This window comes from Pseudomonas sp. TH32, assembly GCF_016650855.1.
Classification (GTDB): Bacteria; Pseudomonadota; Gammaproteobacteria; order Pseudomonadales; family Pseudomonadaceae; genus Aquipseudomonas.
Window position 1 is genome coordinate 250,141 of the sequence record NZ_JAEKFA010000002.1, and the last position, 26,536, is coordinate 276,676.

The window sequence follows — 26,536 nt, forward strand, 5'->3', positions numbered from 1 at the left end:
TATTCCGGCCTTGCGGCTTTTTTGCGCTGGTCAAACGCCAGTCCTGTGGCTATAACTTAAGGCCTGGCCAAAGTGACGCACCTGCACGCTGGCGTTTCGAGTCTTGTCTATGCCGCTGCATGCCGTCCGCCCGAAAATCCTAGGCTTTATCAGTGAGCAGGTGTCGGCGTGGCTGGTGGCGGTGGTGGTGTTTCTGACGGGAATCGCACTGACGGTCATCGTCGCCTGGACCGCCTCCGATCTCTATCAGCAGCAGTTGCGCCAGCGTTTCCAGTTGCTGGTCAACGAGCGTTACAGCCGCCTCCAGGAACGTTTCGAGGACCAGGAGCAACGCCTGGGCAGCCTGCGGCGGTTCTTCGTCAATTCCAATACAGTCTCCCGCGCAGAGTTCGACGGTTTCGCGCAGCCTTTGCTGCTGCGTACCCGCGCCTATGCTTGGGCGCCCCGGGTGTTGCGTGACCAACGCAGTGCGTTTGAGCAAGAGGTGACGGCTGAGCGCCGCGCGAGTTTCTCCATTCGCGAATTGAACACGGCCGGTGAACTGACCCCGGCCAGCCAGCGCGATGAGTATGTGCCGGTGCTGTACAGCCAGACCCAGAGCCTGCTTGGCTCGCCGTTGGGGTTTGACCTGCTGGCCCAGCCATTGCGGCGCTCGGCGGTGGAGCGTGCGCAACAGTCAGGGAAAATGGCCGTGTCCCAGCCCATGCAACTGGTGGGTGTGGAGCCGGCCTACGCCATGGGCGTGCTGCTGGTGGCGCCGGTCAGCCGGGCACCGACGACACAAGTGCCCGTCAGCGAACCTTACGGCTACGTGATGGCGGTGATCAGCATGCGCCAACTGGTGGCCGATGGTTTGCCCAAGGCTGACCGGGACAACCTGGTGATACAAATCGTCGACACCTCCGACGCAGAAAAACGAGTGCTGTACGAATCCAGCAATGCCCTGGCAGACAGCGACCTGGTAGCCGCGCGCCGGCTGACCCTGGGTGACCACATCTACGCCTTGAGCCTGCGCCCCAGCCAGGTGTTCCAGCAGGGCAATCATTCTTCGTTGATCAGTATCCTGGTCATGGGCAGCCTGCTGAGCCTGTTGCTCAGTGCGTTGCTCTATGTGTTGGTCAGTCAGCGCCAGCGCGCCTTGAAACTGGTGGAGCAGCGCACGGCCCAGTTGCGTCAACGTGAACAGGAGCTGCGGGGCACACATGGCCAGTTGCGCAGCGTGCTCAATGCGGCGACCCAGGTGGCGATCATTGCCACTGACCTGCGCGGCGTGATCACTACTTTCAACGCCGGCGCCGAGCAGATGCTGGGCTTTGAGGCGGACGAGGTACTCGGCCACCTGACCCTCGAAAGCCTGCACCTGGCGCCCGAGCTGGAAGCCCGCGCTGTGCAGTTGAGCGCAGCGCTGGGCAAGCGCATACCGCCCGGCCAGGCGATGCTGGTGGACAGCGCCGATACCGTTCACGAAGCCCGCGAGTGGACGCTGGTGCGCAAGGGGGGCAGCCAACTGACGGTGAACATGCTCGCCACTGTGTTGCTGGATGAGCACGGCCTGTGGGTCGGGCACCTGGCGATCTGCCTGGATGTCACCGAGCAGAAGCGCGCCTATGAGGCACTGGCCGCGCGGGATCGGTTGCTGAAGAAACTCAGTGCCCATGTGCCCGGCGGCATTTTCCAGTTCATTCTGGAGCCGAACGATGTCTCGCGTTTCATTTATGCCAGCGACGGCATTCGCGATATCTACGAAATCGAGCCGGCGCTGTTGCAGCAGGATGCGAGCAAGGTGTTCGAGCGGATTCATCCTCAGGACGTTGAACGGGTACGCGAGTCCATTCGGCTGTCTACCTTGCAACTGAGCCATTGGCGTGAAGAGTACCGGGTGCTGCTGCCCCAGCGCGGTCTGCGCTGGATTCGCGGCGAAGCGACGCCGGAAGAATTGCCCGGCGGCGGTACGTTATGGCATGGCTATGTGTCGGACATTTCCGACCTCAAGCGGGTCGAGGAAGAGCTGCGGGCGTTGTCGATTACCGATTCGTTGACGGGGATTCACAACCGGCGTTATTTCCAGGACCGATTGAAGGCCGAGATGACCCGGGTCAAGCGCGCCTCGGGGGCATTGTCGGTGATCATGCTCGACATCGACCACTTCAAGCGCATCAACGACCAGCACGGCCACGCGGCGGGCGATGAGGTGCTCAAGCAATTGTGCCGGCGCATCAGCCAGCGGTTGCGGCGCACGGATGTGTTTTGCCGGCTGGGGGGCGAGGAGTTTGTAGTGTTGTGCCCCAATACCGATGGCAGCCAGGCCTACGGTGTTGCCCTGGAGTTGTGGCAAGCGTTGCGCAGCACGCCGATGGACGGTGTGGGGACGGTGACGGCGAGCTTCGGGGTGGCCAGTTGGCGCGTCGAGGAGGGCGTTGACGGCTTGTTGCTGCGGGCGGATTCGGGGGTGTATGCGGCGAAGCAGGCGGGCAGGGATAGGGTGGAGGCAGAACGGTTGCCGGCTTGAACGTTGTGGTGAGGGGACAAGCCCCCTCACCACATTGAGCTGCATTGAAAGCGCTAGAGGACCGGCGCAGCCGTCGCCAGCTTCGGCTGGCGGTACAGGTCCAGCAGCACCTGGTCCAGCACCGAAGACGCGCCCCACGGTTTAGGATCGTTGAGAATCGCCACCACCGCCCAGGTATTGCCATTGTTGTCGCGACTGAACCCGGCGATCGCCCGCACGGTGTTCAGGGTACCGGTCTTGACGTGGGCTTCACCGCGCATGGCGGTGGTCTTCAGGCGTTTGCGCATGGTGCCGTCGGTGCCGGCAATCGGCAGCGAGCTGATGTATTCCGCCGCGTACGGGCTTCTCCACGCCGCTTGCAGCATGGTCGCCATCTCACGGGCGCTGACCCGTTCGGCACGGGACAGGCCGGAGCCGTTCTCCATCACGAGGTGCGGCGCGGTGATGCCTTTTTTCGCCAGCCACTGGCGCACCACGCGTTGGGCTGCCTTGGCGTCATCGCCGTCGGCATCGGTGCGGAACTGCGCGCCCAGGCTCAGGAACAGCTGCTGGGCCATGGTGTTGTTACTGTATTTGTTGATGTCGCGGATGATCTCTGCCAGGTCCGGCGAGAACGCCCGGGCCAGCACTTTGGCGTTCTTTGGTACCGGCGCCTGGATATCGCGGCCCTGGATGCTGCCGCCCAGTTCCTTCCAGATCGCCCGAACAGCACCGGCGGTGTAGGTGGCGTGGTCCAGCAACGACAGATAGGTCTGCGAGCTGCAGCCATCCGCCAACTGGCCGCTGACGGTCACGGTGACGCTGCCATCGGCGGCGGTCATCGGGCTGTAGCGCACATCGCCCGTGCATTGTTTGGCGTTGGAAACCTTGACCTGGTTGTCGATGCGGATGCTCGCAATCGGCGGCTCCACCGAGACCAGCACTTTGCCCGAGTCATTACGGGTGACGAAGCGCAGGGCCTTGAGGTTGACCATCAGGGCATCGGGCTTGACCAGGAACGGCTTGTTCTCGTCGTTGCCGTCGTCATTGAACTCCGGCAGTTGCGGCGGGATGAAGAAGCCGCGGTCCAGTACCAGGTCGCCGGTCACTTGCTGCACGCCATTGGCCCGCAGGTCGCGCATCAGCAGCCAGAGTTTTTCCATGTTCAGCTTGGGGTCGCCGCCGCCCTTGAGGTACAGGTTGCCGTTGAGGATGCCGCCGCTCAGGGTGCCGTCGGTGTAGAACTCGGTTTTCCACTGATGGTTGGGGCCGAGCATTTCCAGGGCCGCGTAGGTGGTGACCAGCTTCATGGTCGAGGCCGGGTTGACCGATACATCGGCATTGAACACGGTAGGCGTGCCCGGGCCATTGAGGGGAATCATCACCAGGGACAAGGCGTTGTTTTGCAACTTGGCTTTCTGGAGGGCTTCCTGGACCTTGGGCGGCAGGGAAGTGTTGATCGGGGCGGCGGTAACGGAAAAGGCCAGGGGGAGCAGAAAACCGGCCAGCAACAATGGACGCAAAGATTTGATCATAAGAATTAAAACCCTACTGCTGAGGGGTAAAAAGGCGAGGGGTATGTACGAAAAATCCCTCAATGGTCATGAAAGTGTCGGCATTATGCCCCAAGGCCGTTGCACTTGTGGCTGAACGATAGCTGCTATTCGCGGTTTTTTTTACGGGCACTCTGCCGCCCGTCCCAGAGAATCGGGCAAAGGCCGGCTTAAACTGCTAAAGTGCGGCCCGTTATTACTTAAGAGGATTGTTCCAATGGCGACTAACCGTTCCCGGCGTCTGCGCAAAAAACTGTGCGTTGATGAATTTCAAGAGCTGGGTTTCGAACTGAACCTGGACTTCAAAGAAGGTTTGGACGATGAAGCGGTTGACGCTTTCCTCGAAGCATTCCTGACCGAAGCGATGGACGGCAACGGCCTGGACTACGTCGGCGGTGATGACTTCGGTCTGGTTTGCAAAGCCACCCGTGGTTCGGTCAACGAAGAGCAGCGTGCCGCTGTTGAAGCGTGGCTGAAGGCTCGTCCAGAGCTGACCCGCGTTGAAGTCAGCGCCCTGTTGGACGCTTGGCATCCAGAAAAGCCGATCAATCCGGCAGTCTGATGTCATGAAAAAGCGACCCGCCCGGGTCGCTTTTTCGTTTCCGGGTCTTAAAAACTCAGGCCTTGCGCCAGTTCAGAATCACCAGCGTCAACACCCCCGCCACAATCCCCCAGAACGCCGAACCGATGGAAAACAACGTCAGCCCTGACGCTGTGACCATAAAGGTGATCAGCGCGGCTTCCCGCTCCTTCGGCTCATTCATGGCGATGCTCAGGCCATTGATGATCGAGCCAAACAGCGCCAGTGCCGCAATTGACAGCACCAGTTCCTTGGGCAGGGCGGCGAACAGCGCGGCCAGCGTTGCGCCGAACACCCCGGCAATCCCGTAGAAAATCCCGCACCAGACCGCAGCGGTATAGCGCTTGTTGCGGTCTTCATGGGCGTGGGGCCCGGTGCAGATCGCCGCGCTGATGGCCGCGAGGTTGATGCCATGGGAGCCAAACGGCGCAAGCACCAGCGAGGCCAGGCCGGTAGTGGTGATCAGGGGCGAGGCGGGCACGTTATAGCCATCGGCCCGCAGCACCGCGACTCCCGGCATGTTTTGCGAGGTCATGGCCACCACGAACAGCGGGATGCCGATGCTGATGGTCGCTGCCAGGGAGAAGTGCGGCGTGGTCCACACCGGCGTCGCCACTTCCAGGTGGAAACCGCTGAAGTCCAGCAACCCCATCAGCCCGGACAACGCGGTGCCGATCAGCAGCGCGGCGAGCACCGCATAACGCGGCGACAGACGCTTGATGACCAGGTAAGTGAAGAACATCCCCAGTACCAGCCCGGTACGGTGCTGCGCGGCGACGAAAATCTCGCTGCCGATCTTGAACAGAATCCCCGCCAGCAAGGCCGCCGCCAGGGAAGCCGGGATGCGCTTGACGAGTTTTTCGAAGCTGCCGGTGAGCCCGCAGATCGTCACCAGCACCGCACAGGTGATGTAGGCGCCGATGGCTTCGCCGTAACTCACGCCGCCCAGGCTGGTGATCAACAGCGCCGCGCCGGGGGTCGACCAGGCAATGGTGATCGGCGCGCGGTAGCGCAAGGACAGGCCGATGCTGCACACCGCCATGCCGATGGAGATCGCCCAGATCCACGAGGAAATCTGCGCCGTGGTCAGGCCGGCGGCTTGGCCGGCTTGAAACATCAGCACCAGGGAGCTGGTGTAGCCGGTCATCATGGCAATGAAACCGGCGACGATGGCCGAAGGCGAAGTGTCGGCCAGTGGACGTAATCGCGCTTGGGGGGCGTCGGACATGGGGCGGTGTTCCTTATGCCTGGGGCTTTTTGTAGGAGCGAATGCAGAATCAAGCCTAAACTCAAACGTAACGATTCATTGCAATACAGCCGGCGCCGCAAACAGCCGTACAGTGTGTTGGCGCACTGGGTTGTGTACAATGTGCGCTGATTTTACGCGATACTTGCCAGCGACCCTCTGTGCCGTATTACAGTCAACGTCAATTCGCCGCCGTTCTCCCGACCCGAGTGCCCATGAACGAACAGTTGCAGCCCCTCAAGAAACAACCGCGAGCCGGTAAGGCCGGTCGCAGTGGAACCCAGGACGATATCGTCTACGCGCATATCTTCGAGGCGATCCTCGAACAACGCCTGGCGCCCGGTACCAAATTGAGTGAAGAAGCGCTGGGCGAAATCTTTGGCGTGAGCCGCACCATCATTCGCCGCGCGCTGTCGCGCCTGGCCCATGAAGGCGTGGTACTGCTGCGGCCCAATCGCGGCGCGGTAGTGGCCAGCCCGAGTGTCGAGGAAGCCCGCCAGGTGTTCCTCGCCCGTCGCCTGGTGGAGCGTGCGATCACTGAGTTGGCGGTGCAGCATGCCACGGCCGAGCAACTGGCCGAGTTGCGGCAGATGGTCAACGACGAGCGCGACAGCTTTTCCCGTGGCGATCGCGGCGCGGGTATCCGGCTTTCCGGCGAGTTCCACCTGAAACTGGCCGAAGCGGCGAAGAACGCGCCCCTGATCAGCTTCCAGCGCAGCCTGGTGTCCCAGACTTCGTTGATCATCGCCCAGTACGAAAGCGGCAACCGCTCGCACTGTTCCTACGATGAGCACACCCAGTTGATCGACGCGATCGAAGCCCGGGATGCGGATCTGGCCGTGAACCTGATGATGCACCACATGGATCACATCGACAGCAAACTCAACCTCGACGAGGAAAGTGCGTCGGATGACCTGCATGCGGTGTTCTCGCATTTGTTGCAGACCAAGAAGCCGGGGCGTTCGTCTGTAAAACTGTAAACCCCATCAAAAATGTGGGAGCTGGCTTGCCTGCGATAGCATCACCTCGGTATCACTGATACACCGAGGTGTCTGCATCGCAGGCAAGCCAGCTCCCACATTTGTTTTGAGGTGTTTGCTGAATCAGCGTTGATGCACGAGCTGCCCCGCCGCATACGTCTGCAACACCGCCCGGTCATCCCCCAGCGTCATCAGTACAAACAGCGTCTCGGCGATGTTATTGGCCTGCTTCAGGCGATAGCTGAGCAGTGGCGTGGCGTTGTAATCCAGCACCAAAAAGTCTGCGTCAGTGCCCGGTTGCAGCGTGCCGATCTTGTCTTCCAGCCGCAGCGCCCGCGCACCGCCCAAGGTGGCCAGGTACAGCGACTTGAACGGGCTCAACCGCGCGCCTTGCAACTGCATCACCTTGTACGCTTCGTTCAGGGTTTGCAGCAGCGAGAAGCTGGTGCCGCCACCGACATCCGTACCCAGGCCGACATTCAGCTTGTGCTTCTCGGCCATCGGCAGGTTGAACAACCCGCTGCCCAGGAAGAAGTTCGACGTCGGGCAGAACGCGACTGCCGAACCCGCTTCCGCCAGCCGTGCGCATTCGTCGTCACACAGGTGCACGCCGTGGGCGAACACCGAGCGCTCGCCCAGCAGTTTGTAATGGTCGTACACGTCCAGGTAGCCGCTGCGCTCCGGGAACAGTTCCTTCACCCATTCCACTTCCTGCAGGTTTTCACTGATGTGGGTCTGCATGTACAGGTCCGGGTATTCCCCCAGCAACTGCCCGGCAAGGGTCAGTTGTTCGGGCGTACTGGTCGGTGCGAAACGTGGCGTCACCGCGTAGTGCAAACGGCCCTTGCCATGCCAGCGCTCGATCAGTGCCTTGCTTTCTGCGTAGCCGGATTCCGCGGTGTCGGTCAGATAGTCCGGCGCGTTGCGGTCCATCATCACTTTGCCGGCGATCATCCGCAGGTCGAGCTTCTCGGCGGCTTCAAAAAACGAGTTCACGGACTGCGGGTGCACGCTGCCGAATACCAGCGCGGTGGTGGTGCCGTTGCGCAGCAGTTCCTTGATGAAAATCCCCGCGACTTCTTCGGCGTGGGCCTTGTCGGCGAACTGGCTTTCACACGGGAAGGTGTAGGTGTTGAGCCAGTCCAGCAACTGCTCGCCATAGGCGCCGACCATGCCGGTTTGCGGCAGGTGAATGTGGGTGTCGATCAGGCCGGGGGTGATCAGCGCGTCCTGATAATGGGTGACCTCGATGTCGGCGGGCAGGCTGGGGAGTAATTCGCTGGCGTGGCCCAGGGCGCTGATCTGGCCGTTGTCGATCACCAGCAGGCCGTCTTCGAAATACTCGTAGGAGGCTTCGATTCCTACCTCGGCAGGGTCGGCGATGCTGTGCAAGATGGCGGCACGGTAGGCTTTTCGTGTCAAAGGCATGGTCGTCTCAGTTAGTCGCTTGGCTGCGGCGTGAAACCGGCAGCAGTTTGGCAATGGGTTCGGCGCTCGCAGTGTGCTGGCCGAAGTTGGCGTTGTAGGTGGCGATGATTTCGCCGGCGATGGAGATGGCGATTTCCACAGGCAATTTGCCTTTGACCTCAGTCAGCCCCATCGGGCAATGCATGCGTTGCAGTTGCGCGGTGTCGAAACCGCGATCCCGCAGGCGGTGTTCGAACTTGACGCGCTTGGTCTTCGAACCGATCAGGCCGAAGTAGGTGAAGTCATTGCGCTTGAGCAGGGCGGCGGTCAGTTCCAGGTCCAGGGCGTGGTTGTGGGTCATGACGATGCAGTAACTGCCCACAGGCAAGTTGTCGATTTCATCCACCGGCTCTTCGCTGACGATTTTACGCACGCCCTGAGGGAAGTGTTCCGGGAATTCCTGTTCCCTGGAATCGATCCAGCGCACCCGGCACGGCAGGCTGGCCAGCAACGGCACCAGCGCGCGGCCCACGTGGCCGGCGCCGAACACCGCGATCTGCGCCTGCACCTGGCCCATCGGTTCGAACAACAAGACCGTCACGCCGCCGCAGCACTGGCCCAGGCTGGCGCCGAGGCTGAAGCGCTCCAGGTGGGTGTTCTGCTGGCCGCGTACGAGCATGTCCCGGGCGATCTGCATGGCCTTGTATTCCAGGTGCCCGCCACCGATGGTGTCGAACGTGTGGGCGGCACTGATGACCATCTTCGAGCCGGCATTGCGTGGCGTGGAGCCAAGCTCTTCGATGATGGTCACCAGCACGCAGGGTTCACCCTGGTTCTGCAGGTCGGCGAGGGCGCTGATCCAGTTGTTCATGTTTACCTCAGCATCTCTGTTGTCAGTTCGACCGCTATCGCAGGCAAGCCAGCTCCCACATTTGATCGGGTTCACACATCAAAATGTGGGAGCCGGGCTTGCCCGCGATGGCAGCGCCTCGGTCTAGAGCGAAGCCAGCTCGGTTTCGGTTTCCACAGCTTTTGCGGCGGTCAGTTGGCGCATCTGCTCACAGCCCCACAACACCCGCTCCGGAGTCGCCGGTGCATCAATCTTCGGCTGATGGCGATAGTCACCCAGGCTCGCCACGGCATCCTTGATCGCACACCACGAGGCGATGCCGAGCATGAACGGCGGCTCACCCACGGCCTTGGAATGGAACACCGTGTCTTCCGGGTTCTTGCGGTTTTCCACCAGCTTCACCCGCAGGTCCAGCGGCATGTCGGCCACGGCGGGGATCTTGTAGCTGGCCGGGCCGTTGGTCATCAGCTTGCCCTTGTTATTCCAGACCAGCTCTTCCATGGTCAGCCAGCCCATGCCCTGGATGAAGCCGCCTTCGACCTGGCCGATGTCGATGGCCGGGTTCAGCGAGGCACCCACGTCGTGCAGGATGTCGGTGCGCAGCATTTTGTATTCGCCGGTCAGGGTGTCGACGATCACTTCGCAACAGGCCGCGCCGAACGCGAAGTAGTAGAACGGCCGACCGCGTGCCTGGCTACGGTCGTAGAAGATTTTCGGAGTCTTGTAGAAGCCGGTGCTCGACAGCGACACCTGGGCGAAATACGCCTGCTGGATCAGCGCCTCAAACGTCAGGATATGATCGCGAACCCGCACATGCCCGTTGTGGAACTCAACGTCGGCCTCGCTGACTTCATACTTGCGCGCGGCAAATTCCACCAGGCGTTGCTTGATGGTTTCGGCGGCATTCTGCGCGGCCTTGCCGTTCAAGTCGGCACCGCTGGAAGCGGCCGTCGGCGAGGTGTTCGGCACCTTGTCGGTGTTGGTGGCGGTGATCTGTACGCGGTCGATTTCCACCTGGAATATCTCGGCCACCACTTGCGCGACCTTGATGTTCAAGCCCTGGCCCATCTCGGTGCCGCCGTGGTTCAGGTGGATGCTGCCATCGGTGTAGATGTGGATCAGCGCACCGGCCTGGTTGAGGAAACTGGCGGTGAACGAAATCCCGAATTTCACCGGGGTCAGCGCCAGGCCTTTTTTCAGGATCGGGCTGTTGGCGTTGTAGCGACGGATCGCTTCGCGGCGCTCGGCATACTGGCTGCTGTGTTCGAGTTCGGCGGTCATCTCTTCGAGCATGTTGTGCTCGACGGTCTGGTAGTAGTGGGTGACGTTGCGCTCGGTCTTGCCGTAGTAGTTGGCTTTGCGCACGGCCAGCGGATCGAGCGCAAGGTGGCGCGCAATGGCGTCCATCACTTCCTCGATGGCGACCATGCCCTGGGGCCCGCCGAAGCCACGGTAAGCCGTATTGGACGCGGTGTTGGTCTTGCAGCGGTGACCGTTGACCGTGGCATCGCCCAGGTAATACGAGTTGTCGGAGTGGAACATGGCACGGTCGACAATCGAGTTCGACAGGTCCGGTGAGCAGCCACAGTTGCCCGCCAGGTCCAGATTGATACCGTGCAGGCGGCCGGTGTCGTCGAAGCCCACGTCGTACTCGATATAGAACGGGTGGCGCTTGCCGGTCATCAGCATGTCTTCGACCCGCGGCAGGCGCATTTTGGTCGGCTGGCCGGTGAGGCGTGCGACCACCGCGCACAGGCACGCCGGGCTGGCCGCCTGGGTTTCCTTGCCGCCAAAACCACCGCCCATGCGGCGCATGTCGACGACGATTTTGTTCATGGACACGTCGAGTACTTCAGCCACCAACTTCTGCACTTCGGTGGGGTTTTGCGTAGAGCAGTAGACGATCATGCCGCCGTCTTCGGTAGGCATCACCGAGGAGATTTGGGTTTCCAGGTAGAAGTGTTCCTGGCCACCGATGTGCAGGGTGCCCTGGATACGATTTTTGCGGTCGCCAGCGCGCCGGCGGAATCACCCCGTTGGTGCGTATGGCTGTCCAGCACGAAATGCTTTTTGCGAAACGCCTCGACCACGTCCAGCACCGGCTCCAGGTCTTCGTATTCGATCACGGCGGCCATGGCAGCTTTGCGCGCGGTTTCCAGGTCGCGGGCGGCAACCGCCAGCACCACCTGGCCGACAAACTGCACGGTGTCGATGGCCAGCAGCGGGTCGCCGGGCATCAGCGGGCCGATGTCTTTCAGGCCCGGAACGTCTTCGTGGGTGATGACGATGCGCACGCCGTCGAAGGCGTAGCAGGGCGCAGTGTCGATGCTGATGATCTTCGCGTGGGCGCGGTCCGACATGCGTGCATACAGGTGCAACTGGCTGGGGAATTCCAGGCGGTCATCGATGTACTGCGCCTCGCCCGAGACGTGCTTGGCGGCGCTGTCGTGCTTGACGCTGCGACCGACTCCGCTGGTCAGGTCCTTGGCAAACAGTTCGGCGAGTTCGGCCTGGGATTTTTCCACGGCATGATGGTTAGACATAAGCGGTCACCCGAGTCTCGATGTGCGGCGTTTGCAGTTCGATGAAGTATTTGCGCAGCAGGTTCTGTGCGCTGAGCAGGCGGTATTCCTTGCTCGCACGGAAGTCCGACAGCGGGGTGAAATCTTCGGCCAGCGCAGCGCAGGCTTTTTCCACGGTGGCGGAATTCCAGGTGGCACCCCTCAGCACCGCTTCGCAATTCTTCGCACGTTTCGGGGTGGCGGCCATGCCACCGAACGCAACCCGGGCGTCGCTGATAACGCCGTTATCGATCTTCAGGTTAAAGGCGGCGCAGACTGCGGAAATGTCATCGTCCAGGCGCTTGGACACCTTGTAGGCACGGAACAGCGGCACACCTTTGGGCACGATGATTTTTTCGATGAATTCGCTGTCCTGACGCGCAGTGACACGGTAGTCGATGAAGTAGTCTTCCAGGGCCAGGGTGCGGCGGGTGTTGCCCTTGCACAGCACGATCTGCGCACCGAGGGCGATCAGCAACGGCGGCGAGTCACCGATGGGCGAGGCGTTGCCGATATTGCCGCCCAGGGTGCCCTGGTTGCGGATCTGCAGCGAGGCGAAACGGTGGAGCAATTCGCCGAAGTCCGGGTATTCGTTATTGAGGGCCGTGTAGCAATCGGACAGCGACGTGGCCGCGCCGATCTCCAGGCGGTCGTCGAAGCTTTCGATGCGCTTCATTTCTTCGATATTGCCGACGTAGATCATCACCGGCAGCATGCGGTGGAACTGGGTGACTTCCAGCGCCAGGTCGGTGCCGCCCGCCAACAGCCGGGCTTGTGGGTACGCGTCGTAAAGGTCGGCCAGGTCGGCGACGGTCAACGGCACCAGGCAACGTTTGTCGCCGCTGTTCAGTTCACCGGTTTGCGTCGGGGCGATGGCTTTCAGGCGGGCGATCGTCTCGGCCTGGCGGCTGTCGAACTGGTCTTGGGGTTTGTTGCAGCAGGCCTGTTCGGCAGCCGCGAGAATCGGGCGATAGCCGGTGCAGCGGCAGAGGTTGCCGGCCAGGGCTTCATGGGCTTTCTGGCTGTCGGGTGCATCACTGTTCTTCTGCAGGGCGAACAGTGACATCACAAAGCCCGGGGTGCAGAAGCCGCATTGCGAACCGTGGCACTCCACCATGGCTTGTTGCACGCTGTGGAGTTGGCCCTGGTGCTTGAGGTCTTCGACGCTGATCAGTTGTTTGCCGTGCAGGGACGAGACAAAGGTCAGGCACGAGTTGAGGCTGCGATAGCGAATCTGCTCCGCGCCCTGATCGTCGGTGTGCAACTCGCCGACCACCACGGTGCAGGCGCCACAGTCGCCGCTGGCGCAGCCTTCCTTGGTGCCGGATTTGCCCAGGTGCTCACGCAAATAGTTGAGCACGGTCAGGTTCGGGTCCAGGGCGTGCTCGCTACGGAGCTCCTGGTTTAGTAAAAACTGGATCACGGAAGGCCTCGCAGACTCATTATTGTTGTTAACCGCTTTGCGCCGAATCTAGTCATGTCTGACTTTTCGGTCAACGATTTTCTGACCGAAAGGTCAAGAAAATGCGATCTCAACATCTTTAATTATGGTCCAGTTCTCTGGAACCGCCGTTTTTGGGGGCTTCTGGACTTTAACGGCTGCTTATTTCATGCCAAATTCTGGTTTGTGGGCCCAGCGCCATCAGCGGGCATTTGCGCTACACTGCCGCGCTTGTACCGATAGACGATTTTGAAGGGAAAACATGACGTTCAAGGCGCCGGATAGTCTTGCCGAGCAAATCGCTCACCACCTCGCCGAACGTATCATTCGCGGCGACCTCAAGCCTGGGGAGCGGATCCAGGAGCAGAAGGTCACACTGGCGCTCAATGTCAGCCGTGGCTCCGTGCGCGAAGCCTTGCTGATCCTTGAGCGCCGGCACTTGATCGCGATCCTGCCGCGCCGTGGCGCCCATGTCACCGAGCTGACTGCCCACAAGGTGCAGAGCCTGTGCACGCTGATGGGCGAGCTGTACATCCTGCTGGGCAACGCGGTCGCCGCCGGCTGGCAGACCCAGGCCGACATGGCGCCGTTCGTGCAAATCCAGCAGCGCCTGATCGCCAGCTTCGAACGCCAGGACATCCGCGCCTTCGTCGAAGAAAGCTTCAACGTGATGCGCGCCGCCTATCCGTTCGCCAACAATCCGTATTTGCAGGAGACCGTCGAGAACCTGCAGCCGGCGATGAACCGCGCCTATTACCTGGCGCTGGATCAACGCAAGGCGTCCATGAGCGAGTACCTGGTGCTGTTTGAGCAATTGCTCGCCGCCGTGCTGGCCCGTGACCTGCCGCAGATTCGCCAGGTGCTCTCGGCTTACGGCGAGCGCAGCTGCTCGCTGGTCATCGCTGCGTTGGCGGACGCCTAAGCGTGCGGCTCAAGTGCATCAAACTGGCGGGGTTCAAATCCTTCGTCGACCCGACCACGGTGAACTTCCCCAGTAACATGGCGGCAGTGGTGGGGCCCAATGGCTGCGGCAAGTCGAACATCATCGACGCCGTACGCTGGGTGATGGGCGAGAGCTCCGCGAAAAACCTGCGTGGCGAGTCGATGACCGACGTCATCTTCAATGGCTCCACCAGCCGCAAGCCGGTGAGCCAGGCCAGCATCGAACTGGTATTTGATAACTCCGACGGTACCCTGGTGGGCGAGTACGCGGCCTACGCGGAAATTTCCATCCGTCGTAAAGTCACCCGCGACAGCCAGAACAGCTACTTCCTCAACGGCACCAAGTGCCGCCGCCGGGACATTACCGACATTTTCCTCGGCACCGGCCTGGGCCCGCGCAGCTACTCGATCATCGAGCAGGGCATGATCTCCAAGCTGATCGAAGCCAAGCCGGAAGACCTGCGTAACTTTATCGAAGAAGCGGCCGGTATCTCCAAGTACAAGGAGCGTCGCCGCGAGACTGAAAACCGCATCCGCCGTACCCATGAAAACCTCGCCCGCCTGACCGACCTGCGTGAAGAGCTGGAGCGCCAGTTGGAGCGCCTGCACCGCCAGGCCCAGGCCGCAGAGAAGTATCAGGAATACAAGGGCGAAGAGCGCCAGCTCAAGGCGCAACTGTCGGCCCTGCGCTGGCAGGCATTGAACGATCAAGTGGGCCAGCGCGAAGCGATTATCGGCACCCAGGAAATCAGCTTTGAGGCCCTGGTGGCCGAACAGCGCAATGCCGACGCCAGTATCGAGCGCCTGCGGGACGGTCACCATGACCTGTCCGAGCGCTTCAATCTGGTGCAGGGGCGTTTCTATTCGGTGGGCGGCGATATCGCCCGGGTCGAGCAGAGCATCCAGCACGGTCAACAACGTTTGCGCCAATTGCAGGATGACCTCAAAGAAGCCGAACGCGCACGCCTGGAAACCGAGTCCCACCTGGGCCACGACCGCACCCTGCTGCTGACCCTTGGGGAAGAGCTGGACATGCTCACCCCCGAGCAGGAAGTCACCAGCGCTGCCGCTGAAGAAGCCGCTGCAGCCCTTGAAGAATCCGAAACCACCATGCACGGCTGGCAGGAGCAGTGGGACACTTTCAACCTGCAATCCGCCGAGCCCCGCCGCCAGGCTGAGGTGCAGCAGTCGCGCATCCAGCAACTGGAAACCAGCATGGAGCGTCTGGCCGAGCGTCAGCGGCGTTTGGTGGAAGAGCGTGTGCTGCTCGCCGCCGACCCGGAAGACGCGGCGATCCTGGAGTTGAGCGAGAAGCTGGCCGAAAGCGAAATGACGCTGGAAGAGCTGGAAGCCAGCGAAGAACAACAAGTGGAGCGCCTGGAGCAATTGCGTCAGCAACTGCAGCAGGCGACCCAGGCACAGCAGCAGGCCCAGGGCGATTTGCAGCGGCTCAACGGCCGGCTGGCCTCCCTGGAAGCCTTGCAGCAAGCGGCGCTCGACCCGGGCACCGGCACGGCGGAATGGCTGCGCGATCAACACCTGGCCGAGCGCCCGCGCCTGGCCGAAGGCTTGAAGGTTGAAGCCGGTTGGGAGCTGGCGGTGGAAACCGTGCTCGGCGCCGACCTGCAAGCGGTGCTGGTGGATGATTTTGGCGGCTTCGACCTGGCGGGGTTTGCCCAGGGCGATCTGCGCTTGCTCAGCCCGGCGGCGGACGGCACCCGTGTGCCGGGCAGCCTGCTGGACAAGGTCGAGGCGGCGATTGATCTGTCGCCCTGGCTGGGCCAGGTCAAACCGGTGGACAGCCTTGAGCAGGCCCTGGCCCAGCGCGGCCAATTGGCGGCGGGGCAAAGCCTGATCAGCCGCGACGGCTTCTGGGTTGGCCGGCACTTCCTGCGGGTGCGTCGCGCCAGCGAAGCGGAAAGCGGTGTTCTGGCCCGTGGCCAGGAAATCGTCAACCTGACCGCCGAGCGCGAAGAGCGCGAAGCGACGCTTGAGTCCCTGGAAAACCAGCTGCAAACCCTGCGCGCCACCCAGCGCCAGCAAGAGACCGGCCGCGAACACTTGCGCCGCCTGTTGCAGGACGAAGCGCGCCAGCAAGGCGAATTGAAAGCCCAGCTCTCGGCGAGCAAGGCCAAGGTCGAGCAACTGACCCTGCGCCGTACTCGTCTCGACGAAGAAGTGGCGGAGATGGGCGAGCAACGCGCCCTTGAACACGAACAAGTCGGCGAAGCGCGCCTGCAATTGCAGGAAGCCCTCGACAGCATGGCCCTGGACACCGAGCAGCGCGAGTTGCTGCTGGCCCAGCGCGACAGCCTGCGCGAGCGCCTCGACCGGGTGCGCCAGGAAGCCCGCCAGCACAAGGATCACGCCCATCAATTGGCCGTGCGCCTCGGTTCCCTGCGTGCGCAACATGACTCCACGCGCCAGGCCCTTGAGCGTCTCGAGATGCAGTCCGAACGCCTGACCGAAAAGCGCGAGCAACTGAGCCTCAACCTGGAGGAGGGCGAAGCCCCGCTGGAAGAGCTGCGCCTGAAGCTCGAAGAGTTGCTCGACAAGCGCATGACCGTCGACGAAGAACTCAAGACTGCACAAATCGCCCTGGAAGACGCCGACCGCGAACTGCGCGACGCCGAAAAACGCCGGACCCAGGCCGAGCAGCAGTCGCAACTGATCCGTGGCCAACTCGAACAACAGCGCATGGAATGGCAGGCCCTGACCGTGCGCCGCAAAACCCTGCAAGACCAGTTGCTGGAAGACGGCTACGACCTGCACGGCGTGCTCAATACGCTGACCGCCGAGGCCAACGAGAAAGAAGCCGAAGAAGAACTTGAACGGATTGCCGCGCGCATTCAACGCCTCGGCGCAATCAACCTCGCCGCCATCGACGAGTACCAGCAGCAGTCCGAACGCAAACGTTACCTGGATGCGCAGAACGCCGACCTTGTCGAAGCCCTGGACACCCTGGAAAACGTGATCCGCAAGATCGACAAGGAAACCCGTAATCGCTTCAAAGATACCTTTGATCAGATTAATGGCGGTTTACAGGCGTTATTCCCGAAAGTTTTCGGTGGTGGCAGCGCTTACTTGGAACTGACGGGCGAAGATCTACTCGATACAGGGGTAACGATCATGGCGCGGCCTCCGGGCAAGAAGAACAGCACCATCCATTTGTTGTCCGGTGGCGAGAAGGCACTGACGGCATTGGCCCTGGTATTTGCGATCTTCAAGTTGAACCCGGCGCCGTTCTGCATGCTCGACGAAGTTGACGCCCCGCTGGATGACGCTAACGTTGGACGGTATGCCCGACTGGTTAAAGAGATGTCCCAGACGGTGCAGTTCATCTATATCACCCACAACAAGATCGCCATGGAAATGGCCGATCAGTTGATGGGCGTGACGATGCACGAGCCGGGCTGTTCGCGGTTGGTGGCGGTGGATGTCGAAGAGGCGATGGCGCTGGTGGAATCCTGAGTCGCACTCGAAGGAGGATTTTCAGCAGGACGTAAGGTGATTTACCGGTCTGGGAAAAGTGGCAAATGGACATATTTGTTCAAGGCATTTTGACAGACGGTGTAAAGTTATCTTTGGTCGTGCTAGTTTAATGTCAAATTTTCGTATGCGTGGGCAAAACGTCATTCAGAACATAGAGTTGGCGCCACGTTTTAAAGCGGTTTGCACGGTGCTAAACCCCTTATTTTTCAGCATTTTTTATTAGAGGCACGGGATTACATGGAAATCGGTCTGCGCGAGTGGCTGATCGTCATCGGCATTATTGTCATTGCCGGTATTCTTTTTGATGGCTGGCGCCGGATGCGCGGCGGCAAGGGCAAGTTGAAATTCCGCCTGGACCGCAACCTGTCCAATTTGCCGGACGACGACGGCAGCGCCGAGCTGCTGGGGCCACCGCGTGTCCTGGATAACCATAAAGAGCCGCAACTGGACGAGCACGACCTGCCGTCGATGAGCGCACCGGTGCGTGAAGCCCGCGAGCCCAAGCGCGGCAAGCGTGCTGCGGCCAGCGAACCCGCTCAGGGCGACCTGAACCTGGACCTGGACGAAGGCCCGAGTTTCAGCAGCCGTGACGATGACTTCCCGGATGAAGCACCGACCAAGAGCGCCCATAAAGAATCCGTCAAGGACCAACCGGCTGCCGAAGAGGTGCTGGTGATCAGCGTGATCTGCCGTGACGCCGCCGGCTTCAAGGGCCCGGCCTTGCTGCAGAATATTCTGGAAAGCGGCCTGCGTTTTGGCGAGATGGATATTTTCCACCGCCACGAAAGCATGGCCGGCAACGGTGAAGTCCTGTTCTCCATGGCCAACGCGGTCAAGCCGGGCATCTTTGATCTGGACGACATCGACCATTTCAGCACCCCGGCGGTGAGTTTCTTCCTCGGTCTGCCAGGCCCGCGTCACCCGAAACAAGCGTTCGACGTGATGGTGGCCGCCGCCCGCAAGCTGTCCCAGGAACTCAACGGCGAACTCAAGGACGATCAACGCAGCGTCCTGACCGCCCAGACCATCGAGCATTACCGTCAGCGCATCGTCGAGTTCGAGCGTCGCGCCCTGACACAGAAGCGCTGAGGTTCAAGCTTAAGCGTTGCCTGTAGAATCCATGCACTAACATATTGAGCAGCTTCGGCTGCTCTTTTGCTTTATGAGAGAACACCCATGACCGCCGCCCACACCCGCATCCTCGAACTGCGCGCTGAACTGGATCAGCACAACTACCGTTACCACGTCCTCGACGAACCGAGCATCCCGGACGCCGAGTACGACCGGTTGTTCCACGAGCTCAAGGCCCTGGAAGCCGAGCACCCGGACCTGGTCACCCGTGATTCACCGACGCAGCGGGTCGGCAGTGCGGCATTGTCTGCATTCACTCAGGTGCGTCACGAAATCCCGATGCTCAGCCTGGGCAACGCCTTCGATGAAAGCACCATGCTGGAGTTCGATCGCCGGGTGACCGAAGGCCTGGACCTGCCGGCAGGCGACCTGTTTGGCGGTGGCGCGGCAGTGGAATACAGCTGCGAGCCGAAGCTCGATGGTCTGGCGGTCAGCCTGCTGTATCAGGACGGTGAACTGGTGCGTGGCGCCACGCGCGGCGATGGCACCACCGGTGAAGACATCAGCGTCAACGTGCGCACCGTGCGCAATATTCCCCTCAAGCTGCAGGGCCGCGGCTGGCCAGCGACCCTGGAAGTGCGCGGCGAAGTGTTCATGTCCAAGGCCGGTTTCGAACGGCTGAACGCCACGCAACTGGAAGTCGGCGGCAAGACTTTCGCCAACCCGCGCAATGCGGCGGCGGGCAGCCTGCGCCAGCTGGATTCGAAGATCACCGCCAGCCGTCCGCTGGAATTCTGCTGCTACGGAGTGACCACGGATATCAGCGACACCCACATCGGCAATCTGCAACAGCTGAAGCAGTGGGGCATGCCCATCAGCCATGAGCTGAAGCTGGCCAAGGGGATTCAGGATTGCCTCGACTACTACCGCGATATCGGTGAGCGCCGGAATGCCTTGCCGTATGAAATCGACGGTGTGGTGTTCAAGGTCAACAGCATTGCCTACCAACGGGAACTGGGCTTCCGTGCCCGCGAACCACGCTGGGCAATCGCTCACAAATTCCCGGCCATGGAGGAGCTGACCGAACTGCTGGACGTTGAATTCCAGGTCGGCCGCACCGGCGCGGTAACGCCGGTGGCGCGCTTGAAACCGGTCAAGGTCGCCGGTGTGACTGTGTCCAACGCAACCCTGCACAACATGGACGAAGTGGCGCGCCTGGGCTTGATGATCGGCGACACCGTGATCATCCGCCGTGCCGGTGATGTGATCCCCCAGGTGGTCTCGGTGGTCACCGAGCGTCGCCCGGAAAACGCCCGCGCGGTGCAGATCCCCGAGAGCTGCCCGGTGTGCGGTTCCCACGTGGAGCGCACGCAACTGGTCAAGCGCAGCAAGGGCAAGGAGACCGTCAGCGAAGGCGCGGTGTATCGCTGCGTCGGGCGCCTGGCCTGCGGTGCGCAGCTCAAGCAGGCGATCATCCATTTCGTTTCGCGCCGCGCCATGGACATTGATGGCCTGGGCGACAAGACCATCGAGCAACTGGTGGACGAGAAGCTGATCGGCTCGCCGGCAGACCTCTACAAGCTCAAGTACGAACAGATCATCGACCTGGAAGGCTTTGCCGACGTTTCCAGCAAGAAGCTGATCACCGCCATTGAAAACAGCAGGACGCCAACCCTCGCACGGTTTATCTACGCCCTCGGCATTCCCGATGTAGGCGAGGAGACCGCCAAGGTGCTGGCGCGCTCGCTGGCGTCCCTGGAGCGCGTGCAGCAGGCCTTGCCGGAAGTGCTGACGTACTTGCCGGACGTCGGCCTGGAAGTGGCCCACGAGATTCACAGCTTCTTTGAAGACAGCCATAACCAGGAAGTGATCGGGGCCTTGATCTCCAAGGAGGAGTGCGGCCTGGAGTTGCAGGAGCAGGGCGAGCTCAGCGCCGAATTCGCGGCCAGCACCACGCTGGGTGGCTTGCTCGACAAGCTGCACGTGCCGTCCGTAGGCCCGGGTGCGGCGCAGAAGCTGGCAGACAAGTTTGGCTCCCTGGAAGGCGTGATCAAGGCCGATTGGCTCGACATGCGCCAGGCGTTGCCGGAGAAGCAGGCCAAGGCCGTACGGGATTTCTTCGACATCGAAGAAAACGCTAATCGTGCGCTGGCCATCGAGCAGCAGCTCAAGGACTTCGGCATGCACTGGCAGAGCGAGAAGAAGGTCGTCGAAGGCTTGCCCGAGGCCGGTCACACCTGGGTGCTCACCGGCTCCCTGGAGCTGATGAGCCGTGATGTCGCCAAGGAAAAACTCGAAAGCCTCGGCGCCAAGGTGGCGGGCTCGGTGTCGGCGAAAACCCATTGCGTGGTGGCCGGGCCGGGCGCCGGCTCGAAGCTGGCCAAGGCCAGTGAGTTGGGTTTGAAAGTGCTGGATGAAGAGGCGTTCGTCGCGTTCCTCGCCCAGCACGGCATAACCGTTGCCTGACGCTCATCCTGTAGGAGCCGGCTTGCCGGCGATGGCGTTTTCAAGATCGCCATCGCCGGCAAGCCGGCTCCTACAAATCGTGGGAACGATCATCGGAAGGAAATGATCTAGTCTTGGGCAGCCCAGGGAGAGATCGCCATGTACCGCTTCTTCGAACAACTCAGTTCGCGCATTGCCGCACCGTTCATGGCCGAGACCTCGCGCAACAGCAAGGTCTGGCAGTGCCGCTGTGGGCAGTCGCTGTTCTTTCGCAACAGCCAGTGCCTGGCCTGTTCGGCGCTGCTGGGTTACCAGCCGGAGCAGAGTCGGCTGACATCGTTGCAGCCTGGCCCATACGCCGACACGTGGCTGCTGGACGCCGACCCTGAAGCTGGCGCCTTTCGCCGCTGTGCCAACCTCGACAGCCCGGCTGCCTGCAACTGGCTGGTGCCTTCCGACAGCGGCCAGGCCTTGTGCGTAGCCTGCAGCCTGAACCGCACCATCCCCGACCTGTCGATCCCTGAAAACCCCGAGCGCTGGCGCAAGGTCGAAACCGCCAAGCGCCGTCTGGTCGCGCAACTGATCAGCCTGGGTTTGCAGGTCATCCCCAAGACCGTCGATGAAGACACCGGCCTGGCCTTCGATTTCGTCGGCATCGACCTGGAAGGCAACGCGCCCACCACCGGCCACGCCAATGGCCTGATCACCCTCGACATCAAGGAAGCCGACGACGCCCACCGCGAAAAAATCCGTGTGCAGATGCGCGAGCCTTACCGCACCTTGCTCGGGCATTTTCGCCATGAGGTCGGCCACTACTACTGGGACCGCCTGATCGCCAACAGCCACTGGCTGGAGCCATTCCGCACGTTGTTCGGTGACGAGCGCGCCAGCTACGCCGACGCCCTTGAACAGCACTACCAGAACGGCCCGCGCCCGGACTGGCAGCAAACCTGCGTCAGCGCCTACGCCACCATGCACCCCTGGGAAGACTGGGCGGAAACCTGGGCGCATTACCTGCACATGATGGACGCCGTCGACACTGCGCTGGGCTTCGGCATGAGCGCCCGCGAAATGGACCTGGATTACCAGCCGTTTCCCGTCAGCACGCTGTATGACCCTGAACATCCCGGCGGCGCGGCGTTCCTGTCATTCGTCAATGCCTGGATCGAACTGGCCGGCATGCTCAACGAACTGTCCCGCAGCATGGGCCAGCCGGATTTCTATCCGTTCGTCCTGCCGCCGGCGGTGATTGCCAAGCTGCACTTCATTCACCTGGTGATCCAGCAAGAGGGCGGCAGGGCGGATGAGGTGCTCCAGGCCCAATAGGCAAGTGCTTGAAGCCCTTCATATTTTTAATCCCACGCGAACGGTTGTAACTTCCGATGAGATCGGTACAATGGCCCCGCTTGCCGAGAGGCGAGCGTCGTTATGGTGACCCCATCGGTCCCCCCGCAACGATTACCCGTGAACCTGATCAGAGCCGGAAGGCAGCAGCCACAGCGGGAACATTGTGTGCCGGGGTGTGGCTGGTGGGGTTGCCTCCATAACGCCACCCCTCCTTGATTCAAAAAAATACGCTTATGAGACCCTTCGCTGACAATCGTCAAGTGCGAAGCGATTTCTGCTGTTCGTCCGTTGGCAAAGCGCTCACCCGCCGCAAAGCAATCGCTATCGAAAAAACACTGTGAGTGCCCTTTCACAACTTCAAGAATCCACTCTGGACAACCCAATTTCGCCTTGTTAGTTTGCGCCAGCGACATATTTCTAAATATGTCGACGGCACATGGATGATATTAAAGTGATGGCGCTTTAGGGCTCATTCACCCCAACTAACAAGGATGTCGGTAATGAAAAGCCTGCAAGGGTTGCCTACTCTCATCAGCGCTTCCGTCGGGGCGCCGGGCAAAGCCCGCAACTTGCCCGCCGACGTTCAGTGCGTCCAGTACTTGTTCAACTTGATCATTCCCAAGTTGGGTTTTCCCCTGGCCGAAAACGGCAAGTGCGACGGCCAACTGGTGCAGTGCATCAGCCAGTATCAGTTCCGCTACCTCAAGTACGCTCACCCGGATGGTGTTATCGACCCCACCGGGCGCACTTTCAATAGCCTGATCGAAGAGGCGGTGAAGGTGCCCGTCAAGTCGCACCCGACCCTGCGCATTCCGACTTTCCTGAATGTGTTCGGCAACACCAGTTCCGACATGGTCCAGGCGACCGTCAATAATTACCTGGACCGCATGCGGGCGATGATCGAGGCCGAGCGGCGCAACCGGCAGATGATGCTCCAGGCCACGTGCGACGGCGGGACGACGCTGACGGACACGGACTTCCAGAACGCCGCCACGCAGTTGGGTAACGGCATATCCGTCAATATCATCAAGGCCTTCGCCACGGTGGAGTCAGGCGGGCGCTCCGGCTTTGGGCCGGCCAAGTTGCCGGTGATCGCCTTTGAAGGGCACCACTTTCGCAAGTACACCCATCAGAAATACGATCAGACCCACCCGCTGTTGTCGTACCCCTACGTGAAGAAGGCCGGGCCCCAGTGGAAGGCCAATAACAAGGACCAGACCAAGGCCTGGGAAACCATGGCCACCGCCTTTGCACTGGATCAGGAAGCGGCCTTGAAGTCGGCCTCCTGGGGCATGTTTCAGATAATGGGCTCCAACTTCACGGCATGCGGTTATAAAACGGTGTTTGAATTCGTGGTGGCGATGAAGATTAATGCCGGGCATCAACTAAAGGCCTTCCTCGGTTTTTGCAGCCAGAGCCCGGCACTGGTCAAGGCCATGAAGAACAAGGATTACGCCGCCATGGCGCTGAACTATAACGGCAAGGATTATGGCGACTATGACCAACGCATCAAAAAAGCCTACGAAGCACTTGAAGGGAAAAAATAGTATGCCGTTCAAACATTGCCTGTCCCGGTTGTGGGTTGCCTCTTTCGTGTGTGTGGTCGGAACGCCTGCATTTGCCGCCACGCTGCACTCGGGCAAGTACGAAGGGCTGATGCTGGCCGTTACGCCTGAGCATCAGGTGGAAGGTTTTTATTCTGAGGAGATGGGCGAGGGTGTGACCCGCACGTGCACGTTCTATTTGCAGGGCAAGGTCGATGGCGCGAAGGCGTCGGTGTCCACGTGGCTGGATGCGGCGTATCCGGGAACCGTCGCTGCGTCCTCGGACGGTGTGACGCTGACCGTGGAGAAGGGCCGCGAACACCCCGGCTGTATCAGCGTGTTGATGCCCGAAATTGCCACCGGCCTGGACCTGACCCAGACGGCTGCCAAAAAGTGGATTGGCCTGGTCACTGTCTCGGCCGACAAGGCCTTCCTGCAGAAAACCCCGGACGCCAAGGCCAATCATCGTGCCTACGTGGTCAAGGACGATGTGGTCGCGGTGCTGGCGTTCAAGGATGGCTGGGCCCAGGTGGAGTACATCAATGGCGAGGGCCGCTCTTCCAAAGGCTGGATCAGCCAGGACCAATACGCCAGGCTGGCCCCTGCGAAAAGCTGAAGTCGTTCTGTGAGCCGCGGTGTGCCAGGCACGCCGCGGCTTTTTTACGCCGGCGAATCAGGCCTTGTTGCGGTTGAACAGTTTGCGGATGACGGCGAACAGCGCCACGACGCCGACTACCAGGAATTTCTTCGCCGCCAGCAGGAAGATGCCGATCTTGGCGAACAGCCCGGCCTTGGCGGCGATCCCGCCGGCAACCAGTGCCGCGAGGCCGTAGGTCGCGAGTTTGTCGGTCTTCGGGTTGAAGTCGGTGTACAGGTTGCCATCGGTGAAGTTGGTAAAGGCCAGGACCTTGGGCAGTTCCTGCTTGATGGTGGCCAGGTCGGACATCCCGGCGACGGCGTTGAGTTCCAGCACGCCTTCACGGCCCAGCACGCGGATGCTGTAGTTGAGGGTGGTCTGCTTGGCGTCGTCGGCCTTCAGTTCGCGGGCCCAGTACATCTTGTGGGTGGTGTCGTCATAGTGCGGCGGCTCGGCCCAGCCCAGCAGGTGCAGGCCGGCGTAACCCTGTTTCTGGCGCGCCTTGTTGTCTTCGACGTCTTCTTCCTGCATTTGCTTGAGCAGTTCGGTGTAGTCGATTTTCGCGGCGTCTTCGTCCGAAATGTGCCCGTCGGCCTTGTAGCTGACGATCACGCCCCAGCCGCGCTCCGACAAGGGGCTGACGGCTTTCGGCACGATCATGCCCAGGGTCTTGAAGCCCGGTGGGTTGCCCCAGCCATCGGTCAACAGGCGCTCGGTGTCTGCGGGGTCGAGGTAGTAGAACTCATCGTTGAGCTTGAGGGTCGCAATGTCGCCGGGCAGGGTGACCGTGCCGGTCTTCTGCTTGAGAGAAGCCAGAAAGTGTTCGGCGGTTTCGGGAGCTTCGGCGGGGGCGGTGGCTTCAACAGGCGCCGGCTTGGGGGCGGCAAAAGCGGGTGCGACAGGCAGGCTCAGAGCGGCCGCCGCCAACACTAGGCGGAAGTAATTCATGGTAGTCCCTTACAATTTGAATTAATTTCGCGGCAGGATAACTGAAACATGTTGCAACGGGTTAGCCGAATGTTTCCCGCAGCAGCCCGGCAAAGGCGTCCCGCGCCAAGTGGCGCTGGGTGTCCTTGTGCCAGAACAGCAGGTTGTCCACCGCCGCCAATTCGTCAAAACGATAGGACGTCAATTGGTTGGCCTGCTCGTAGCGCGCCAGGATGCCTTCCGGCGCCAGTGCCACGCCAATCCCCGCGCTGACGCAGCCAATGATCGTGCCCCAACTGGCATAGCTGGCGATGGCCGGCTTGATGTCGTGGGGCTTGAGCCAGTTTTCCAGGGCGGCGCGGTACGGGCAGCCGGGCGGCCAGACCAGCAAGGTGCGGCCGGCCAGGTCTCGGGCATCCTCGATTGGTGCGCTGGAAGCGCTGGTGATCAGCACCAGGCGCTCGCTGTAGACCACGCTTTGTTCGAGCTTCGGGCGTTTGCCGCCGGCGGCCACCAGCGCGGCATCGATGCGGTGGTGTTGCAGGTCATCGAGTAGCTGAGCCCAGGCGCCGGTTACCAGTTCCAGCTCCACCTGTGGATAACGTCGATGGTATTCGGCCAACAACGGCGGCAACCGGCCACTGGCGCTGGACTCCACCGCGCCGATGCGCAGTTTGCCGCGGGGAATCGCGTTGCTGTCGACGGCGCGCTTGGACTCTTCCACTAACGCCAGGATGCGTTCGCAGTAGTCGAGAAACACTTCGCCGGCCGCACTGATCGCCAGCCCGCGCCCGGCACGAATGAACAGCGGGGTGCCCAACTCGCTTTCCAGCTGCTTGATGCGCGTGGTGATGTTGGACGGCACGCAGTGCAATTGCAGGGCGGCCTGGGCCACGCTGCCGGTTTGCGCCACGGCTTTCACCATTTTCAGTTGGGCCAGTTCCATCGCTCAGTTCCAGTGATTGCAGAAGTCAGAAACGGTTAATTGTCCTGCGTCTTGGCGGGGCCAAGACTGACGGCATTCC

Annotated in this window: 17 protein-coding genes, 1 other RNA gene and 1 pseudogene; 11 read left to right on the top strand and 8 right to left on the bottom strand. The window is 61.3% G+C overall.

The window, feature by feature from the left end; genetic code table 11:
• Positions 1-109: 109 nt before the first annotated feature.
• Entirely contained in the window at positions 110-2,509 is a 2,400-nt protein-coding gene (locus tag JFV30_RS04855; protein ID WP_201122185.1) for a sensor domain-containing diguanylate cyclase, read from the top strand.
• A 53-nt stretch (positions 2,510-2,562) separates the two neighbouring features.
• Here the strand turns inward: JFV30_RS04855 and dacB are convergent, their stop codons facing one another.
• Positions 2,563-4,023 carry a D-alanyl-D-alanine carboxypeptidase/D-alanyl-D-alanine endopeptidase gene (gene dacB, locus JFV30_RS04860; protein ID WP_010176406.1) on the bottom strand — a complete coding sequence of 487 codons (1,461 nt, stop codon included), beginning with the start codon at positions 4,021-4,023 and terminating at the stop codon, positions 2,563-2,565.
• 235 nt (positions 4,024-4,258) lie between these two features.
• On the opposite strand from dacB, the gene JFV30_RS04865 reads away from it, so the two are divergent.
• A complete protein-coding gene (locus JFV30_RS04865) occupies positions 4,259-4,603 on the top strand; it encodes a YggL family protein (protein ID WP_003219101.1) in 345 nt (114 codons plus the stop codon).
• 55 nt (positions 4,604-4,658) lie between these two features.
• Here JFV30_RS04865 and JFV30_RS04870 read toward each other — a convergent pair whose 3' ends face one another.
• A complete protein-coding gene (locus JFV30_RS04870) occupies positions 4,659-5,849 on the bottom strand; it encodes a benzoate/H(+) symporter BenE family transporter (RefSeq protein WP_201122187.1) in 1,191 nt (396 codons plus the stop codon).
• 233 nt (positions 5,850-6,082) lie between these two features.
• Here JFV30_RS04870 and JFV30_RS04875 point away from each other — a divergent pair, with 233 nt between their 5' ends.
• Positions 6,083-6,847, top strand: a complete 765-nt coding sequence (locus JFV30_RS04875) for a GntR family transcriptional regulator (RefSeq protein ID WP_003219095.1) — start codon at positions 6,083-6,085, stop codon at positions 6,845-6,847.
• 123 nt (positions 6,848-6,970) lie between these two features.
• Here the strand turns inward: JFV30_RS04875 and guaD are convergent, their stop codons facing one another.
• The 4 genes and pseudogenes from guaD to xdhA form a co-directional block, all read right to left on the bottom strand.
• A complete protein-coding gene (gene guaD, locus JFV30_RS04880) occupies positions 6,971-8,275 on the bottom strand; it encodes a guanine deaminase (protein WP_169387406.1) in 1,305 nt (434 codons plus the stop codon).
• Positions 8,276-8,282: 7 nt separating this feature from the next.
• A complete protein-coding gene (gene xdhC / locus JFV30_RS04885) occupies positions 8,283-9,125 on the bottom strand; it encodes a xanthine dehydrogenase accessory protein XdhC (protein WP_201122189.1) in 843 nt (280 codons plus the stop codon).
• 123 nt (positions 9,126-9,248) lie between these two features.
• Positions 9,249-11,647 (bottom strand): annotated as a pseudogene (xdhB, locus tag JFV30_RS04890) (xanthine dehydrogenase molybdopterin binding subunit).
• Entirely contained in the window at positions 11,640-13,088 is a 1,449-nt protein-coding gene (xdhA, locus tag JFV30_RS04895; RefSeq protein WP_201122191.1) for a xanthine dehydrogenase small subunit, read from the bottom strand. Before xdhA ends, xdhB begins: the two are co-directional and overlap by 8 nt.
• 280 nt (positions 13,089-13,368) lie before the next feature.
• Here xdhA and JFV30_RS04900 point away from each other — a divergent pair, with 280 nt between their 5' ends.
• The 8 genes from JFV30_RS04900 (at position 13,369) to JFV30_RS04935 (ending at position 24,563) form a co-directional block, all read left to right on the top strand.
• The gene (locus tag JFV30_RS04900) at positions 13,369-14,028 is read left to right on the top strand and encodes a GntR family transcriptional regulator (protein WP_010176400.1); all 660 of its coding nucleotides are present in this window, start codon (positions 13,369-13,371) and stop codon (positions 14,026-14,028) included.
• Positions 14,029-14,030: 2 nt separating this feature from the next.
• Positions 14,031-17,519 carry a chromosome segregation protein SMC gene (smc, locus tag JFV30_RS04905; protein ID WP_201122193.1) on the top strand — a complete coding sequence of 1,163 codons (3,489 nt, stop codon included), beginning with the start codon at positions 14,031-14,033 and terminating at the stop codon, positions 17,517-17,519.
• A gap of 258 nt (positions 17,520-17,777) precedes the next feature.
• Positions 17,778-18,629, top strand: coding sequence for a cell division protein ZipA (gene zipA, locus JFV30_RS04910; protein WP_010176398.1), 852 nt, complete (start codon positions 17,778-17,780; stop codon positions 18,627-18,629).
• Positions 18,630-18,716: 87 nt separating this feature from the next.
• Positions 18,717-21,077 carry an NAD-dependent DNA ligase LigA gene (ligA, locus tag JFV30_RS04915; protein ID WP_201122194.1) on the top strand — a complete coding sequence of 787 codons (2,361 nt, stop codon included), beginning with the start codon at positions 18,717-18,719 and terminating at the stop codon, positions 21,075-21,077.
• 138 nt (positions 21,078-21,215) lie between these two features.
• The gene (locus JFV30_RS04920; RefSeq protein ID WP_201122196.1) at positions 21,216-22,382 is read left to right on the top strand and encodes a zinc-binding metallopeptidase family protein; all 1,167 of its coding nucleotides are present in this window, start codon (positions 21,216-21,218) and stop codon (positions 22,380-22,382) included.
• A gap of 112 nt (positions 22,383-22,494) precedes the next feature.
• Positions 22,495-22,591: signal recognition particle sRNA small type (gene ffs / locus JFV30_RS04925), an RNA gene on the top strand.
• A 312-nt stretch (positions 22,592-22,903) separates the two neighbouring features.
• Positions 22,904-23,950: an N-acetylmuramidase family protein gene (locus JFV30_RS04930; RefSeq protein ID WP_201122198.1), complete on the top strand. Its 1,047-nt coding sequence runs from the start codon at positions 22,904-22,906 to the stop codon at positions 23,948-23,950.
• A 1-nt stretch (position 23,951) separates the two neighbouring features.
• Positions 23,952-24,563, top strand: a complete 612-nt coding sequence (locus JFV30_RS04935) for a hypothetical protein (RefSeq protein ID WP_242487025.1) — start codon at positions 23,952-23,954, stop codon at positions 24,561-24,563.
• Positions 24,564-24,620: 57 nt separating this feature from the next.
• Here JFV30_RS04935 and JFV30_RS04940 read toward each other — a convergent pair whose 3' ends face one another.
• Positions 24,621-25,532 (bottom strand): DUF2167 domain-containing protein, encoded by a 912-nt coding sequence (locus JFV30_RS04940; protein WP_201122200.1) that lies wholly within the window; start codon positions 25,530-25,532, stop codon positions 24,621-24,623.
• Between the two features lie 61 nt (positions 25,533-25,593).
• Positions 25,594-26,457, bottom strand: a complete 864-nt coding sequence (locus JFV30_RS04945; RefSeq protein ID WP_003219067.1) for a LysR family transcriptional regulator — start codon at positions 26,455-26,457, stop codon at positions 25,594-25,596.
• Positions 26,458-26,536 lie beyond the last annotated feature (79 nt).

Coding starts and splice junctions, on each gene's coding strand:
- ligA (WP_201122194.1), top strand. CDS start 18,717: ATGACCGCCGCCCACACCCGCATCCTCGAACTGCGCGCTGAACTGGAT.
- JFV30_RS04940 (WP_201122200.1), bottom strand. CDS start 25,532: ATGAATTACTTCCGCCTAGTGTTGGCGGCGGCCGCTCTGAGCCTGCCT.
- JFV30_RS04935 (WP_242487025.1), top strand. CDS start 23,952: ATGCCGTTCAAACATTGCCTGTCCCGGTTGTGGGTTGCCTCTTTCGTG.
- JFV30_RS04930 (WP_201122198.1), top strand. CDS start 22,904: ATGAAAAGCCTGCAAGGGTTGCCTACTCTCATCAGCGCTTCCGTCGGG.
- JFV30_RS04920 (WP_201122196.1), top strand. CDS start 21,216: ATGTACCGCTTCTTCGAACAACTCAGTTCGCGCATTGCCGCACCGTTC.
- JFV30_RS04945 (WP_003219067.1), bottom strand. CDS start 26,457: ATGGAACTGGCCCAACTGAAAATGGTGAAAGCCGTGGCGCAAACCGGC.
- JFV30_RS04870 (WP_201122187.1), bottom strand. CDS start 5,849: ATGTCCGACGCCCCCCAAGCGCGATTACGTCCACTGGCCGACACTTCG.
- JFV30_RS04865 (WP_003219101.1), top strand. CDS start 4,259: ATGGCGACTAACCGTTCCCGGCGTCTGCGCAAAAAACTGTGCGTTGAT.
- JFV30_RS04900 (WP_010176400.1), top strand. CDS start 13,369: ATGACGTTCAAGGCGCCGGATAGTCTTGCCGAGCAAATCGCTCACCAC.
- JFV30_RS04875 (WP_003219095.1), top strand. CDS start 6,083: ATGAACGAACAGTTGCAGCCCCTCAAGAAACAACCGCGAGCCGGTAAG.
- xdhC (WP_201122189.1), bottom strand. CDS start 9,125: ATGAACAACTGGATCAGCGCCCTCGCCGACCTGCAGAACCAGGGTGAA.
- JFV30_RS04855 (WP_201122185.1), top strand. CDS start 110: ATGCCGCTGCATGCCGTCCGCCCGAAAATCCTAGGCTTTATCAGTGAG.
- zipA (WP_010176398.1), top strand. CDS start 17,778: ATGGAAATCGGTCTGCGCGAGTGGCTGATCGTCATCGGCATTATTGTC.
- guaD (WP_169387406.1), bottom strand. CDS start 8,275: ATGCCTTTGACACGAAAAGCCTACCGTGCCGCCATCTTGCACAGCATC.
- dacB (WP_010176406.1), bottom strand. CDS start 4,023: ATGATCAAATCTTTGCGTCCATTGTTGCTGGCCGGTTTTCTGCTCCCC.